This is a genomic window from Natrinema sp. HArc-T2, assembly GCF_041821085.1.
Classification (GTDB): domain Archaea; phylum Halobacteriota; class Halobacteria; order Halobacteriales; family Natrialbaceae; genus Natrinema.
Map to the genome: position 1 here is coordinate 651,852 of NZ_JBGUAZ010000001.1, position 15,733 is coordinate 667,584.

General features: G+C 63.7%; 13 protein-coding genes. 5 read left to right on the top strand and 8 right to left on the bottom strand.

The window, feature by feature from the left end; genetic code table 11:
• The first annotated feature begins 159 nt into the window (after positions 1–159).
• On the top strand, positions 160–771 hold the full coding sequence (locus tag ACERI1_RS03305) for a DNA-3-methyladenine glycosylase (protein WP_373616840.1): 612 nt from the start codon (positions 160–162) through the stop codon (positions 769–771).
• A 51-nt stretch (positions 772–822) separates the two neighbouring features.
• Here ACERI1_RS03305 and ACERI1_RS03310 read toward each other — a convergent pair whose 3' ends face one another.
• Entirely contained in the window at positions 823–2,688 is a 1,866-nt protein-coding gene (locus tag ACERI1_RS03310) for an L-aspartate oxidase (RefSeq protein WP_373616606.1), read from the bottom strand.
• Positions 2,689–2,882: 194 nt separating this feature from the next.
• Positions 2,883–5,447, bottom strand: coding sequence for a heavy metal translocating P-type ATPase (locus ACERI1_RS03315; protein WP_373616607.1), 2,565 nt, complete (start codon positions 5,445–5,447; stop codon positions 2,883–2,885).
• Positions 5,448–5,680: 233 nt separating this feature from the next.
• On the opposite strand from ACERI1_RS03315, the gene ACERI1_RS03320 reads away from it, so the two are divergent.
• Positions 5,681–5,971 (top strand): hypothetical protein, encoded by a 291-nt coding sequence (locus tag ACERI1_RS03320; RefSeq protein ID WP_373616608.1) that lies wholly within the window; start codon positions 5,681–5,683, stop codon positions 5,969–5,971.
• Positions 5,972–6,074: 103 nt separating this feature from the next.
• Here ACERI1_RS03320 and ACERI1_RS03325 read toward each other — a convergent pair whose 3' ends face one another.
• Together ACERI1_RS03325 and ACERI1_RS03330 are read right to left on the bottom strand one after the other, a co-directional pair.
• A complete protein-coding gene (locus ACERI1_RS03325; protein ID WP_373616609.1) occupies positions 6,075–6,827 on the bottom strand; it encodes a helix-turn-helix domain-containing protein in 753 nt (250 codons plus the stop codon).
• Between the two features lie 93 nt (positions 6,828–6,920).
• Positions 6,921–8,063: an acyl-CoA dehydrogenase family protein gene (locus ACERI1_RS03330; protein WP_373616610.1), complete on the bottom strand. Its 1,143-nt coding sequence runs from the start codon at positions 8,061–8,063 to the stop codon at positions 6,921–6,923.
• 115 nt (positions 8,064–8,178) lie between these two features.
• On the opposite strand from ACERI1_RS03330, the gene ACERI1_RS03335 reads away from it, so the two are divergent.
• Together ACERI1_RS03335 and ACERI1_RS03340 are read left to right on the top strand one after the other, a co-directional pair.
• Positions 8,179–10,167, top strand: a complete 1,989-nt coding sequence (locus tag ACERI1_RS03335; RefSeq protein WP_373616611.1) for a 3-hydroxyacyl-CoA dehydrogenase NAD-binding domain-containing protein — start codon at positions 8,179–8,181, stop codon at positions 10,165–10,167.
• A gap of 195 nt (positions 10,168–10,362) precedes the next feature.
• Positions 10,363–10,935 carry a HalX domain-containing protein gene (locus tag ACERI1_RS03340; RefSeq protein ID WP_373616613.1) on the top strand — a complete coding sequence of 191 codons (573 nt, stop codon included), beginning with the start codon at positions 10,363–10,365 and terminating at the stop codon, positions 10,933–10,935.
• Between the two features lie 143 nt (positions 10,936–11,078).
• Here the strand turns inward: ACERI1_RS03340 and ACERI1_RS03345 are convergent, their stop codons facing one another.
• The 4 genes from ACERI1_RS03345 to ACERI1_RS03360 all read right to left on the bottom strand — a co-directional run bounded on the left by ACERI1_RS03345 (position 11,079) and on the right by ACERI1_RS03360 (position 14,100).
• Positions 11,079–12,230 carry an acyl-CoA dehydrogenase family protein gene (locus tag ACERI1_RS03345; RefSeq protein ID WP_373616615.1) on the bottom strand — a complete coding sequence of 384 codons (1,152 nt, stop codon included), beginning with the start codon at positions 12,228–12,230 and terminating at the stop codon, positions 11,079–11,081.
• 83 nt (positions 12,231–12,313) lie between these two features.
• On the bottom strand, positions 12,314–12,691 hold the full coding sequence (locus tag ACERI1_RS03350; protein WP_373616616.1) for a cupin domain-containing protein: 378 nt from the start codon (positions 12,689–12,691) through the stop codon (positions 12,314–12,316).
• Positions 12,692–12,822: 131 nt separating this feature from the next.
• Positions 12,823–13,248 carry a nickel-responsive transcriptional regulator NikR gene (nikR, locus tag ACERI1_RS03355; protein ID WP_373616617.1) on the bottom strand — a complete coding sequence of 142 codons (426 nt, stop codon included), beginning with the start codon at positions 13,246–13,248 and terminating at the stop codon, positions 12,823–12,825.
• Positions 13,249–13,329: 81 nt separating this feature from the next.
• Positions 13,330–14,100, bottom strand: a complete 771-nt coding sequence (locus ACERI1_RS03360) for a creatininase family protein (RefSeq protein ID WP_373616618.1) — start codon at positions 14,098–14,100, stop codon at positions 13,330–13,332.
• A 756-nt stretch (positions 14,101–14,856) separates the two neighbouring features.
• Between ACERI1_RS03360 and ACERI1_RS03365 the strand changes: the two genes are divergently transcribed.
• Positions 14,857–15,669, top strand: a complete 813-nt coding sequence (locus ACERI1_RS03365) for a hypothetical protein (RefSeq protein WP_373616619.1) — start codon at positions 14,857–14,859, stop codon at positions 15,667–15,669.
• Positions 15,670–15,733: the final 64 nt, after the last annotated feature.

Here is a 15,733-nt window from a genome sequence, read left to right on the forward strand (position 1 = left end):
ATAGCGTATTATCGGATCAGTCCAGTAATATCGACCGTATTCTTCAGAGGATAAGGTCTAATTATGGTTGTCTTGCCCACCAACCGTGTCTTCTCTATGTCAGTTATTAGTCAGTCGGGCAACACGCTTTTGCTCGCTCGAGCCTACCACCCAGCGACGATGGCCGACACCGACGCTGCTGCTCGTGACATCCCTGTGTCCGTTCTTCGGGACGACCCCGTAATGGCCGACGTGATTGATCGTCGCGAGCCACATCCGCTCGAGCCGGTAGAAAACGAGTTCGAACGCCTCTGCGTCTCGATTATCAACCAGCAGCTTTCGACGGCCAGCGCCGCGGCCGTCCGTGAGCGTGTCTTCGACGCCCTCGACGGGGTCGTCACTCCAGAGTCAGTACTCAGCGCGTCTCGAGACGCGCTCCGCGAGGCCGGCCTCTCGCGGACGAAAGTCGACTACGTTGGCAACGCCGCTCGCACGTTTCGAGAGCGCGACCTTACACGTGCCGGACTCGTCGACCACACCAACGAGGAAGTGATCGCCGAACTCACCGAGGTCACAGGGATCGGCGAGTGGACCGCCAATATGTACTTGATTTTCGTCCTGCAGCGACCCGATGTCTTACCGCTCGGTGACCTCGCAATTCGACGGGGGATCGAGGGGTTATACAACGACGGTGCGGAGTTGACGCGAGCCGAGATGCGTGAAATAGCCGAGCCGTGGCGACCCTATCGGAGCACCGCGACGCGGTACATCTGGGCCGAGTACGAGGCCTGACGGCGGTCCGGACGACCACGTCCTCCGGTCGGACTGCTCGTCTCGAGTCGCTCACTCGAGGTGGTGATAGTCGAGTTCGTATCCTTCCTTGAGGGCCTCGCGGACCGGCTCGCTCGGTTCGGCGACCCCTCGGCGTTGGATCGAGAGCCCGCTCTCGTCGGCGACGACGATGAGGTTCTGTCGCCAGTCCGGAACCGTCTCTGGGCAATCGGTCCGGTAGTGTGCGCCGCGGGACTCGGTTCGCTCGAGGGCCGTGCGGAGCAACACCTCGGCGACGATGAGGCTCATCGAGAGATCGACGGCGTACTCGAACGACCGGGAGGTGCGGTCGCCGTCGACCCGAAGGTCGGTCGTTCGGGCGCGCAGGTCCGCGAGTCGGTCCAGTCCCTCGCGCAGACCCGCCTCGTCGCGGAGGATGCCGGCGTGATTCCACAGTATCTCACCGAGGTCCTCGAGCAGCGTCTCGGGCGTGACGTCACCGTCCGAGGCGGTCAGATCCGCGAGCGCGGCAAACTCGCGTTCGGCCAGGGCTCGCTGGCCGTCGGTGATCGAGGGGGCGTGGTCGTCCGCAGTGATCTGCTCGCTGACGTGCTCGCCCACGAGTTTGCCGATCGTGACGGTTTCGGCCAGCGAGTTGCCGCCGAGGCGGTTTGCCCCGTGGACGCCCGCGACGGCCTCACCGACGGCGTACAGTCCGTCGACGCCGGTCTCACCCGTTTGGAAGTCGATGTCGACACCACCCATCGTGTAGTGGGCCGTCGGCCCGACTTCCATCGGTTCTTCGGTGATATCGACGCCGAGGTCCCCGAATCGTTCGACCATCGTCGGCAGTCGCTCGCTGATGTACTCGGGATCACGATGGGAGATATCGAGATAGACGCCACCGTGTTCGGTCCCCCGCCCCTCGCGGACCTCCTGGGCGATCGCTCGTGCGACCACGTCTCTGGCGTCGAGTTCCATCTGGTCCGGCGAGTACTGTTCCATGAAGCGCTCGCCCTCGTTGTTGTAGAGTCGGCCACCTTCCCCGCGGACGGCCTCCGTCACGAGTCGACCGTCCCACTCGTCGCCGTAGCGTTCCCCGACCATCCCAGTGGGATGGAACTGGACGAACTCGGTGTCGAGGAGTCGGGCGCCCGCCTCGAGCGCCAGCGCTTGGGCGTCTCCGTTGTTCTCGTCGTCTCTCGAGGAGTGGCGTCGATAGGCCGCCGAGAAGCCACCCGCCGCCAGCACGACGTGGTTCGTCCGGAACAGCAGTCCCTCGCCGGTCTCCATGTCGAACCCGACCGCGCCGTCGACGCGGGTGCCATTCGAGAGCAGCCGCGTGATCATCACGTTCTCGCGGTAGGGAATCTCGAGGCTCTGTGCCCGGTCGATCAGCGTCTCGAGCATGACTTCGCCCGTTCGATCGCCGACGAAACAGGTCCGGCGGTACGACTGCGCGCCGAAGTAGCGCTGATTGATCTTTCCGTCGTCGGTTCGGGCGAACGACATCCCCCACTCGTCGAGTTCCCGGATCCGGTCGGGCATGTGTTTGGCCGTCAACTCGACGGCTGCCGGGTCGTTCAGGTGGTGCCCTTCGTTCAACGTGTCCGCTGCGTGGATCGGCCAGTCGTCCTCGGGATCGAGCGAGCCGAGTGCGGCGTTGATCCCGCCGGCTGCCCACGTCGTGTGAGCGTCGCCGTAGTCTCGCTTGCCGACGACGAGCGGCTCGAGACCCGATTCGGCCAGTTCGATGGCGACTCGAGCCCCGGCAGCACCCGCCCCGATGACGAGCACCGGTGTCGTGACGACGTCGTACGCGTCCTCGCGGTCACGACCATCGGCTTCGTCCCCGCCCTGCGTCGGCAGCCGTCCGTCGACGCCACCGGCATCGCCGGTCGTCGGTACACCCTGGTCAGCAGGCGGTATTTTTGTCATCAAAACAAGATATGGGCTGGTCGAATATAGCTCGCACACCAAACTACGCAACCAGACGAAAACGGGTAGAACGAGCCCACATTCACGGATTGAGTACGCACTGTGATCGAGGCGCTCCAGGCAGGTATGGCCGATCAGGTGGTGGCGTGGTTCGACGCGTCACCGTCACCGAGCGATCGTGACAGCAGACCGGCTTACTCCTCGAGCTGGGGCCGGTCGACGTCTTCCGGCAGATCCGGTTCGACGTTCGCGAGCCGCATCGCATTGCCGGTCACGCCGAGGCTCATTCCCATGTCACCGATGACGACCGCGTGGATCACCGTCACGATGCCGATTGGCGCGCCGGCGGCCAGAACTGCCTTCACGGCCAGGCTCGCCCAGATGTTCTGGCGGATGACGCCGTTTGCCGTGTTCGAGAGCCGATAGAGGTACGGCAGCCGCGTCAGATCGTCACCCATCAGCGCCACGTCGGCCGTCTCGAGGGCCGTGTCGGTTCCCGCCGCACCCATCGCGATGCCGACGCTCGCGGTGGCGAGCGCGGGCGCGTCGTTGATCCCGTCGCCGATCATGGCGACGTGACTGCCTGTATCGTCGCTGTCGCCGTTGCCCTCCGCCTCGAGTCGTCGGATCCACTCGAGTTTCTCGTCGGGGAGCAACTCGGCGTGGTACTCGTCGATGCCGACCTCCTCGGCGATCGCGCGAGCGGTGCCCTCGTTGTCGCCGGTGAGCATCACGACGCGGACACCGTGTTCCTGCAGTCGCGAGACGGCCCACGCGGCTTCGGGCCGCACCCGGTCCGCGACGGCGACGACACCCAGCGGGCCGTCCTCGGTGCCGACGACCACGACAGTCTTGCCCTCGGCCTCGAGTTCGGGAACGACGTCGCGCAACACGTCGAGACAGCCCTCGCGGTCGCAGTCGGGTCGCGAGCCAGCCTCGAGCGCCGTCCCGCCGTCGGTCGTGATGTGGGCGTGCTCTAAGTCAGCCAGTCCCTCGAACAGCCCGGGTTTGCCGACGAAGTGGGTCTCTTCGTCGATCTCGGCGCGGATCCCTTTCCCGGTCAGGGCTTCGAAGTTCGAGACGGCTGGCTCGTCGGGGTCGACTCCCTGCTCTTTGGCGTAGCCGACGATCGCTCGCGCGAGCGGGTGTTCGCTCCGGCGTTCGGCTGCGCTCGCCCGGCGGAGCACGTCTTCCTCGTCGGCGCCCTCGAGCGGGATCACGTCCGTCACCGACAGGTCGCCGGTGGTGAGCGTTCCCGTTTTGTCGACTGCGAGGACCTCGCTCTCGGCGACCGACTCGAGGTAGCGCCCGCCCTTGATCAGGACGCCGTTGCGCGCGGCGCTGGTGATCCCCGAGACGACGCTGACTGGCGTCGAGATGACGAACGCGCAGGGACAGGCGATGACCAGCAGCGTCAGCCCGCGCAGGAACCAAGTGTTCCACGACGCGCCGACCACCAGCGGCGGGCCGGCGGCGACCGCGATCGCGAGCGCAACGACGATCGGCGTGTAAACGCTCGCGAAGCGGTCGACGAACTGTTCGCGCTTGGTCTGCTCGCGCTCGGCGTCCTCGACGAGTTCGACGATCCGGGCGATCGTCGAGTCGCCCGCCGCGTGCTCGACATCGACCTCGAGATAGCCCGACTCCGCGATGGTGCCGGCGAAGACCTCGTCGCCCGCCGTCTTGTCTGCGGGAACGCTCTCGCCCGTGATCGGAGACTCGTCGACCGCGCTCTCGCCCTCGAGCACGGTGCCGTCGGCGGGGATCTTCTCGCCCGGTCGGACGACAACGCGGTCGCCGACCGCGAGGTCGTCGGCGGGGATCGTCTCCTCGGAGCCGTCCTCGCGTTTGACGGTCGCGGTGTCCGGCGAGAGGTCCATCAGTTCCCGCAGCGAGTCCCGTGCGCGATCCATCGAGTACGTCTCGAGCAACTCGGCAATGTTGAACAGGACGGCGAGCATGGCTCCCTCGAAGGGATGGTGGGCCGCGACCGCGGCGATGATGCCGACGGTCATCAGGAAGTCGATATCGAGGCTTCGGTTGCGCGCAGAGTAGTAGCCGTTCCGGAAGATCGGTATACCGGCGACGGTCGCGGTCGCGATAAAGAGCAGCGTCGAGAGCTGGTAGCTCCGGCCCGCAACTGCGAACAGGGTCGGATCGAGCCCGGAGAGGACGAACTCGAGGGCCATCCCGACGGCCACGACGACGGCACCGACGCCCGTGATGGCAGCCCGTCGACTCTTCCAGACCGGCTCGGCGTCCGCCATCGGCTCGCCGTCGCTGTCGAGCGGCGTCGCGTCGTAGCCGGCAGACTCGATCGCGTCGGTGATCGACTCGGGGTCTGTCCCCTCCTCGACTCCGACGGTCACGCGGCCCGACGTGGGTCGGGTCTCGATCTCGCCGACGCCGTCGGTCCCCTCGAGAGCGGTCTCGACTTTGGTCGCACACGAGGCACAGTCCATGTCGGGGACCGACACGGTCAGCTCGTCGGCGCTGCGGCTGCCGTCGCCGACGATCTCGTAGCCAGCCGCCCGAACCCGCTCGCGGATCTCGCCGTCGCTCGTTTCTGTCGGATCGTATGCGACGACGAGCCGACCGCTGGTCACGCGTGCGTCCAGCTCGTCGATCCCCTCGAGCCGGTCGACGCTATTGGTCACCTTGCCGGCACACGACGAACAGTCCATCTCCGGGACGCGAAGCTCGAGGGTGCGCCTCGAAGCCGGCTCCGCGCCCGCATCCGGCGGCGAATCGTCACTCATTACCTGCGTGTACTCACTCGTCACGCATACGGGTTATTCGGCGTGCGCCAACTCTGCTGCCGGCTGGGGTAGCGTGGCCGCTGTCGCGTTCTGCTCCCTGCCGTTAGGAATACGGCTCTTTATTGGATGCGTCTGATTAGCGACGGGCACTAATGTTTGCGAATATCGACCTTGGGCCGCAGTGTCCCGTTTGTAAGTCTGAAATGTGGGAGTTCACTACTGCGACGGACTTTATGGGGGTCGACAACGAGCAACTGGCAGCGGATGTGACTGCCGAGGCGGAATGCTTCGATTGTGACTCGCTATTTGAAGTGTCGGTCGCAGCCGACGAAGAGGGCTGCCTACAGACATCTGACGGCGAGTCAGTGAGTCCACCACAGGGGTTCGGGTGGGGAACAGTGCGATCGCAGATCATCGCCACACACGTCCTCCACGTGTGGGGCGATATCAACGACAGTTTCGGCGACCAGTATTGCCAAACGTACGACTTTCAGGACATCCGGATCATCGAAGACAATTCCTGACCCTCTCGAGGTGCGTTTCTCACGACTGTGCGTTTGGCTTGATTCAGCAGTAGATCGTCGCGGAGTCGTCCGAACGCCGAGCAACCAGTCACACTCGAAGCGATCACCGACCGACTGCGAGCGTCTCGTCCCACTCGAGCGAGTCGTCGGCGACGAACGCGGTCGCGAGGCTCGCCTCGGCCCGCCGGAGCCGGTAGGAGAGCGTCGACCGCGGCACGTCCAGTTTCTCTGCGAGTTCCGAGAGGTCGGTTCGGCGGGGTGTCTCGTAGTAGCCGTATTCGACAGCGGCCTGCAGCGCCGCCCGCTGTTCGGCTGGCAGCGACGCGTCCGCGTCGTCTTCCTCGCGACCCGGGTCGAGATCGGTCAACCGCAACATCTCCATACCGGCACACTCGCCGACTTCGTCACCGAGCGCGTCGAAGAAGTCACCGACTGGCGCGTCGCTCCCGAGGACGATCCGCCAGCGATAGCGCCGGCCCTCCCGGTAGGTCTCGAAGAGCAGCCCCTCGCCGAGATACTCGAGCGCGAGATGGGGGACCGACGTACAGATGTCGGTGCGATCCCAGTAGGTGTAGACGACGAGCTCGTCGCTCGAGCGATCGAGCAGTTGCGTCTCGCAGTCGGCCCCACAGTCGTCCCGAACCAGACAGTCCGCACAGTAGGTCGGCTCGCGGTAGGCCGCCTCGAGGGCCTCGATGCCCGCTTGCGTGCCGGTCGCGTGATCGACCCGCCAGAGGCTCTCGGGCGTGACGTGACACGCGAGCGACCGCACCGTCGTCTCCGGGTTTGCTTCGAGGACGTCCGCCACCGGGTTCGTGCCGGGATCGTACTCGAGGGCGAAGACGAACTCTCTCATTGCACTGCACTAGGGGCCGACGTGACAAAGGGCTGCTGGCGAGGGATGGCAGTGGCTGAGAGCGCGGCTCGAGCGACGTGGGCCGGTCCGATTTTACTCGAGTAGCTCCCGCGCGATGATGTTCTTCTGGATCTCGGTGGTGCCCTCGTAGATCTGGGTGATCTTCGAGTCGCGGTAGAATCGTTCGACGGGGAAGTCGTTGACGTAGCCGGCCCCACCGTGGATCTGGACGGCCTCGTCGGCGACGTCGACGGCGATGCGGGAGGCGTACTCCTTGGCCATCGAGGCGAGCTTGGTGATGTCGTTGCCCTGGTCGACGTTCCAGGCGGCCTTGTACGTCAGGTTGCGCGCGGCTTCGGTCTGCGTGGCCATGTCGGCGAGTTTGTGCTGGATGGCCTGGAACTCCGAGATCGACTTGCCGAACTGCTCGCGGTCCTGAGCGTACTCGAGGGATGCCTCGAGCGCCCCCTTCGCGATGCCGAGTCCCTGTGCGGCGACGCCGGTGCGGGTCTCGTCGAAAAAGTACATCTGCTGCATGAAGGCGGCGTCGCGGGTGCCGATGAGGTTTTCTTCGGGGACGCGGACGTCGTCGAGGATGAGTTCGGCGGTATCGGAGGCGCGAATGCCCATCTTGCCGGTAATCTTGTCGGCGGAAAAGCCGTCGCGGTCGGCTTCGACGACGAGTTGGCTGAACCCGTTGTAGCGACCCTCGGCGTCGGGGTTGGTCTCACAGAGGACGACGAAGAAGTCGCCGACGGAGCCGTTGGTGATCCACATCTTGTTCCCGTTGATCACCCACTCGTCGCCGTCCTTCTCGGCGCGGGTCGACACCGAGGACACGTCCGAACCGGTGTCGGGTTCCGAAATCGCCGCGCCGGAGATCTTCTCGCCTGCTGCGACTGGCTCCAAGAACCGTTCTTTCTGGTCTTCGGTCCCGAACTCACGGATGGCCTCGGTCCCGAAGGAACTAGCCGTAATCGAGAGCGCGATGCCCGGGTCGTGGGCGAACAACTCTTCGATGATGAGCACCGACTCGAGCATCGAGTAGCCAGCGCCGCCGTATTCCATGGGGATCGAGGCACCGACTAGCCCCATCTCGGCGGCTTTATCGACGATCTCGTGTGGGAACGCCTCCTCAGTGTCGTACTGCTCGGCGTTGGGGACGATCTCGTTCTCGGCGAAGCGGCGGACTTCGTCGCGGATCTGCTGGTGTTCTTCGGTGAGCCCGAATTCCATGGCAACGTGTTGCAAACGGAGGGGTAAAGAGCTTTGTAACCCGTAGTAAACGCAAACATAGTTTATATCTTCTGTGAGGGAAACGTTGAAACACCTCCACATAGGACGTTTGGGCATGGAACTCGAGGATATCAACACTATCGCAGTTCTGGGAGCCGGAAACATGGGCCACGGCATCACCGAGGTCGCCGCCATCGCAGGCTACGACGTGCGGATGCGCGACATCAACGACGAGTTCGTCCAGAACGGCTACGAGCAGCTCGAGTGGTCGCTGGGCAAGCTCGCCGAAAACGACCAGCTCACCGAAGAAGAGGCCGACGCAGCCCTAGAGCGCGTCACGCCGCTGGTCGACATGGAGGAAGCTGTCGCCGACGCCGACGTCGTCATCGAGGCCGTCCCCGAACAGATGGAGATCAAAACGGACGTATACACCGACCTCGAGGCGGTCGCTCCCGATCGGACGATCTTCGCGACGAACACCTCGAGTCTCTCGATTACGGACCTCTCGGAGGTCACCGACCGGCCCGAGCAGTTCTGTGGGATGCACTTTTTCAATCCGCCGATCCGGATGGATCTCGTCGAGGTCATCTCCGGGGCACACACTGCGGACGAGACGCTCGACGTCGTCGAGGCCCTCGCCGAAGACTTCGGAAAGACCCCCGTACGCGTCCGGAAGGACGTTCCCGGGTTCATCGTCAACCGGATTCTCGTGCCCCTGATGAACGAGGCCGCGTGGCTGGTCGAGGACGACGTCGCCACGATCGAAGAAGTCGACGCGACGACGAAGTTCGACATCGGGCTGCCGATGGGGAGTTTCGAACTCGCCGACTACGTCGGTATCGACGTCGGCTACCACGTCCTCGAGTACATGCACGAAGTCGCGGGCGAGCGCTACGAACCGTGCCCGCTGCTGGAAGCGAAAGTCGACGACGAGGCGTTCGGACAGAAGTCTGGCGTGGGCTTCTACGACTACGAGGACGGCGACGGCGCGGACGTTCCGATGGACGATGAGCTGTTCAACGAGACCGTCAAGGAGCGCCTGCTCGCCGTCGTCGCGAACGAAGTCGCCTATCTCGTCGGTGCGGACGTCGCGTCGCCCACGGAGATCGACACCGCGGTCAAACTCGGTGGCCGCTGGCCGAAAGGGCCCGCGAAGTTCGCCGACGAGTACGGCGTCGACGCGCTCGCCGACGCACTCGAGGACGCTTACGAGGAAACCGACCACCCACGATACGAGCCCGTCGACCACCTCGCCACCGTCGCCGAAGCGGGTGGCTTCTACGACGACGCGGGCGCGGGCGAACCGGACGGAACGCCGGCGTTCGACACGCTCGAGCTGACCTACCCCAGAGAACGGGTCGCACAGATCGAACTCGACCGACCCCAGCAGATGAACTCCATCAGCCTCGAGCTGATCGAGGAACTCGACACCGCGCTCGATCACATCGAGGACGACGACAGCGTTCGCGCACTTCTGCTGACGGGGGCCGGCTCGAAGGCGTTCTCCGCGGGCGCGGACTTCATGAGCATCGCCGGCGGGGGAATCGACCCCTACAACATCGTCGAGCTCTCGAAGTACGGTCAGGAGACGTTCGGTCGCCTCGAAGAGATCGAGATTCCGACTATCGCCGCCATCGACGGCTACTGTCTCGGCGGCGGAATGGAACTCGTGACGTGTGCCGACATCCGGCTCGCGACCACGCGCTCGGAGTTCGGCCAGCCCGAGTTCGATCTCGGCTTGCTCCCTGGCTGGGGTGGTACCCAACGGCTCCAGCGCATCGTCGGCATGGGCCGTGCAAAGGAGATCATCTTCACTGCAGAGCGGTTCCCCGCCGAGGAGATGGCCGAGTTCGGCTTCGTCAACGAAGTCGTCGACCCCGGCGAGTTCGAAACGACCGCACACGACTATGCCGAGAAGCTCGCTGGTGGCCCACCGCTCGCGATGCGCTATACGAAACGCGCGATGCACAAGGGCTGGGACAACCACGAGGCCGGGCTCGAGATCGAATCGATGGGCTTCGGACACGTCGTCAACTCCGAGGACGTTCACGAGGGAATCAACGCCTTCTTCGGCGACGGCGACCCCGAGTTTGAGGGTAAGTAACGTCGATGCTGGTGGTCATCGTCGGATGTTGAGACTACCAGCGCCTGTACCGGTCAATTCCGATCCGGCGTGACCTGCCACTCACGGCGGTCGGATCGTTTAAGCAGCCGTGAAAGTGGTCGCGAGATTTATCACCCAGAGGTACCATTGGTGACGCGTGGCTGTAATGGATGAAAAGAACGGAGGGGGTTTCCAATGACTGACGGGACTGAGGTGCTCGTCGTCGACGACGAGTCTCGTTTGGCCGACCTGTTCGCCGCCTGGCTCGAACAGGACTGGGCGGTCGAGACGGCCTACGATGGCGAGGAAGCACTCGCGAAGATGGCAGGCACCGTCGAAATCGTCCTGCTCGACCGGCGGATGCCCGGACTCTCCGGCGACGAAGTCCTCGAGCAAATCCGCGACCAGGGATACGATTCGCGGGTCGTCATGGTAACGGCGGTCGATCCGGACTTCGATATCATCGAAATGGGCTTCGACGACTATCTCGTCAAGCCGGTCTCGAAAGACGAACTCCTCGAGATGGTCGACGACGTCGTCGGTCGCTCGGACTACGAGGCGGATATTCAGGAGTACTACGCACTCGTCTCGAAGAAAGCGCTGCTGGAGTCGGAAAAAACGGACCGCGAACTCGCGACCAACGCGGAGTACCAAGATCTCTGTGACCGCGTCGACGACCTCAAAGGTCGCGTCGACGAAACGGTCGCCGAGATGACCACGCACGACGAGTTCGTCGGCGCGTTTCAGGACCTCCAGTCCGACGAGTAGCCGTCAGTTTCGAACTCGAACCCGGCCCCACCGTCCCCACCGTCCCCGCTTTCGGCTGCGGTGCCCGCCTATCCGTCTCCGGGAGCCACTGCTCTCCGGATCCAGAACACCATCTCCACCGCCGGAAGTGCGAGTACGACCGATCAGGGCTGCTGTCGGTAGATCAGGTTGCGCTGGATTTCGTTTGCGCCCTCGTAGATGACCGGGACCCGCGCGTCGCGGTAGACGCGGGCGATCCGCCGCTCGTCCAAGATGGAGCGCCCGCCGTGGAACTGCATGGCCTGCTCGGCGACATCGACGGTCGTTTCGGTCGTTTTCGTCTTTGCCATCGCCGCCCAGTAGCCCGCATCGTCCCTGTTCGCGACGTTCTCGCAGGCATGCCAGGTGAGCGTTCGGGCGCTCTCGAACTCGAGGAGCATATCCGCGAGGCCGTGCTGGACCGACTGGAAGTCACTGATCGTCCGACCGAACTCCTCGCGGTCGTGGGTAAACTCCCAGGCCTCCTCGATGGCGGCTGCGGCGAGGCCGAGCCCGTGGCCGGCGACGGCGATGCGACCGTGATTGAAAAAGTCCGCGAGCAGCATGAAGCCGGCACCCTCCGCACCGATCAGGTTGTCCGCTGGAATCCGGCAGTCGTCGAACTCGATGTGGGCCTGCTTGGAGGCGCGCATGGCCATCTTTTCAGGGATGTGCTCGGCATCGTAGCCGTCCGTGTCGGTCGGGACGATAAACAGCGAGTGGTTCCCATAGGGGTTGTCCTCGTTGTTGCCGGTACGGGCATAGACGGTGATCCAGTCCGCCTCGACGCCGTTGCCGACCCAGTACTTCTCACCGTTGATGACGTATTCGTCGCCGTCCCGTTCTGCCCGCGTCTGCATCCCCGCGAGATCACTCCCAGTTTCAGGCTCCGAGACTGCCAGTCCCGAGCGCTGCTCCCCCTCCGCGACCGGTCGAATGTACTCCTCGCACTGCTCGTCGGTGCCGTGCTCGTAGGTAATCTCACAGCCGAAACTCGCCAACTGCAGCGTCAGCGCGATTCCCGCGTCGGCCCGGTAGAACTCCTCCGTGAGCGCGAGCAACTGCGCCAGATCGAATCCGCGCCCGCCCCACTCCTCGGGAATGTCCTGTGCCACGAGGCCGGCGTCCCGACCCGCCTCGAGGATCTCCTCAGGATAGTTGCCGGCCTGAAAGTACTCCTGGGCGTTCGGTTCGATGTGGTCGCGTGCGAACTCGCGGGCTTCGGCTTTGATCTCGCGTGCGTGGTCCGGGACGAGCTGCTCATCGAGTAGGTCCATGTCGTGTTGAATGACACCACGGTGCAAATAGCCGGCGGCGAACAGTGCAATCCGTCTCAGTCACTGCCAACGGGACAGTACCGCTAGCCGGCGAACCCCGATAGGAGCCACTCGTCGTCGGCTCCCTCGTCGTCCGCGATACTCGGGGCGCTGACGAGCACGAACGCGCTCTCGCGGTCGCCGTTTCGGATCTGGCGCGTCGATTCGGGCGGGATCCAGAGCGCGTCGCCGGCCTCCATATCGACCGGGTCGTCGTCGACGACGACCGTCGCCGACCCCTCGATGAGCACGTAGATTTCCTCGTGGTCGTTGGTCGTGTGGTCGTGGGGTTTGCTCTTCCAGTCCGGATCACAGCGAGCGATCGTTACCCCGACCTGCTCGGTCTCGAGTGGGTCGCTGAGAAAGTGCATCGCGCTCGAAACCTGCTCGACATCCTCGTAGTTGACCTTCCGGTATGTCATATGCCCTCATTCGAGAGGGCGACAGTAAAACTATACTGTCGGAGACCAGTCCGTGAGGATCCGATCGCGTTTCCTCTGCGATCCGTGTGCGTCCCGTAGTGTCCGGCAGTATACGCGTTCAGTGCACGGCGCTACTCCTGTGTGAGCGGGTCGAAGCTGTCGACCGGGATGACCGAGTAGTCGACGGTCAGCGCGTCTTTGGTCGCCCGGATCTTCCCGACGAACGCCGAAATGTCCTCGAGTTCGCCCTCGAGGACGAACAGTTCCATACAGTAGTGATTGCCGACGTGGCTGTGGAAGTTCGACGCGACGAGGTCCTCGTGTTCGTGGCGCAGATGCATCATCCGCTCTTCGACGCTCGTCGTCTCGTAATCGAACAACACGGTGACGATCCCCATCAGATCGCGGTCCTCGAGTCGGGTGTCTTCGAACTCGCCCAGCAGGTTCCGCGAGGCTTCCCTGACGACTTCGCTCCGACCGGTGTAGCCGTGCTCGTCGGCGAACTGATCGAGTCGTTCTAAGAGTTCGTCCGGCATCGAGACGCTGACGACTGCCATATAATAAACTGTCCGCCATGATCTATTAAGGATTATCATCACGGAATAGGTCAATACTGCTGACTCGAGCTGACAATCGTCCTACACGTGGTCTGCAGGAAGCAGCTCCTCGAACTCCTGTTCTGCGAGCCACTCACAGAGCTGTACGAGCTGATCGCTCGCTGCCTCGAACAGCTGTGCGCCTTTTTCCGCCGTCGCGTCCGTCTGATCGCCGAACACGCCGTTGTCGCTGTTGTCGATCGCATCGTAGAACGTTTGCGAGCCGTGTTTGACCGTTCCGGCGTCCTCGACGCTCGGGATGCCGGTGTCCCGGGCTTCCTCGAGGCGGTCGTCGTGGACTAGCTCCGGCTCGAGGTACTTGATCATCGCCGTCTCTTTCGGTCCGCCGTGGGGTCCGTTCTGGTCGAAGCAGTCGTCGACCAACTCCGGAATCGACTCGTCCCACATCCACTCGATCGCGTAAGCGACCTCCTCTTGACGAAGGCGTGCGCCGACCTCTCGGAGATGCTGGACGTTGCCGCCGTGGGCGTTGACGTAGATCACGCGGTCGATCCCGTGGGTGGTGAGGTTTCGCGTCAGCGACTCCATGTACTGACGAAACGCCGGCGGGTCGACCCACATCGTTCCGTGGAACTGCCGGTGGTGGCCGCTGACGCCGACGTTGATCGTCGGCGTACAGAGATACCCCGTCCGGTCGGCGACCTCCCGGGCGAACGCTTCCGCGATCAGGTGGTCGGTTGCCTCCGGCAGATGCGGGCCGTGCTGTTCGGTCGAGCCGAGCGGCACGAGCGCGAGCGATTCCGATTCGAAATACGTCTCGAGGTCCGGCCACGCTTCGTCGGCGAGATACATACGTACTCTCTCGTGTGTGGAGCATCAATAGCGTAGTGTGAAAGACCAGCACATGAACGCACGTTGCCCGGAAACGAGAAAGAGCGCCGAGAGTAGCGTCGAAGCGACGGCTGGCCGAACCGAGGAACCAACACGTGGAAACCCGTCGCTGACGAGGTTCGTCGGTAATTCCATATTACCGAAATCGGCGTCCTAGCGTGAAAGAACGAGCGTGCTATCGGTCCCGTTCCGCCGACATCGTTGATTTTCCAGCAGTATAGGGTGTTTATTCAATTTATTTGGTTAGGTACTATACGAACCCTCATCCAGGTTGCCGATTCATGACGGGATCGAACTCGGGCGAATCGACGTGCCGTGATCCGTGTCTCGAGTCCGGAACGCCAGTGTGCGATCGCGGTCGTCCCCATCTGCTCGACACACGACCGATCGCGCTCTATGCGTGAAATCGGACACGTTCGGTCGCCCGATGAGGGAGAGACGTTTCAGTCACGATCGGTCAGTTTCTCCCCATGCTCTCGACTCGGTCACAACACGTGTTTATCGCCTGCCTGCGTGCGAATCGCTTCGTGATCGATTACACTCGTTGCTGGGGGTCAGACCCGAACCCGTATCGATACGTCACGGTACGGCGAGCGCGCAATTCGCCGTAACACACACTTCAATCATTGCGACCGCGTGGAACGTGACTTGTTAGTTTCACTACTGATTGATAGGCACTCAATTACAAAAGACGGGCGGACCGACGAGAGTTAGTACATGGTACTCCGATATCCCGCTCAAGCACAGGTTCCCGAGTGGTTACAAGACCCGATCGCGGAGCTCGTCACGTTCCTTCCACGTCTCGTTGGCGCGCTGGTGATCCTCGCCATCGGCTGGATCGTCGGCCGAGTGGCCGCGGGCGCCGTCCGCCGGCTCGCCGATGGCGTCGAACTCGACCGAATGGTCCTCGAGACGCCGCTCGGACGCATCCTCGGCGGCACAGAACAAGCCGTCTCGAGTGCGTTCGGGACGCTGGCGAAGTGGTTCGTCTACGCGCTTGCGATTCTCGCGGCTGCGAACGCGCTCGCGATCGCGACGCTGTCGGAGTGGATCTCGACGGCGGTGTCGTACCTGCCGGCTTTCATCGCCGGGCTGGCGGTCATCGTCCTCGGATTCGTCGTCGCGGACTTCATCGGCGATGCCATCGAACGGACCCGCGCGGCGACCCAGACGGCCTACACCACCTGGTTCGCCACCGGTGCGCGGATGTTCCTTTACTTCACGGCCATCGTCATCGGTCTCGATACGATGGGAATCGACGTGGGCATCCTCTACGTGTTCGCGCGAGCGCTCGCGTGGGGGCTCGGCGCGGCCATTGCCATCGGCGCTGGCGTCGCGTTCGGCTGGGGCGGCAAGGACTACGTCGCCGACAACATCGACCGCTGGATGAGTCGGACGAGCGAGGTCGCACCCGGCGAAAGCGAGTCCGCCGGGAGCCAGTCTCGCGCCGGCGACCGAACCGGCAGCAGTCCGAGCACCGATCGCGAACCGGGATCCGAGCCCGGTCCCGGACCGACCGACGACGACTAACCGCACGGCCCGCCTGTGGTCGCTCTCGACACGACGCGGCACCTGGTGAGGCCAGCTACACGCT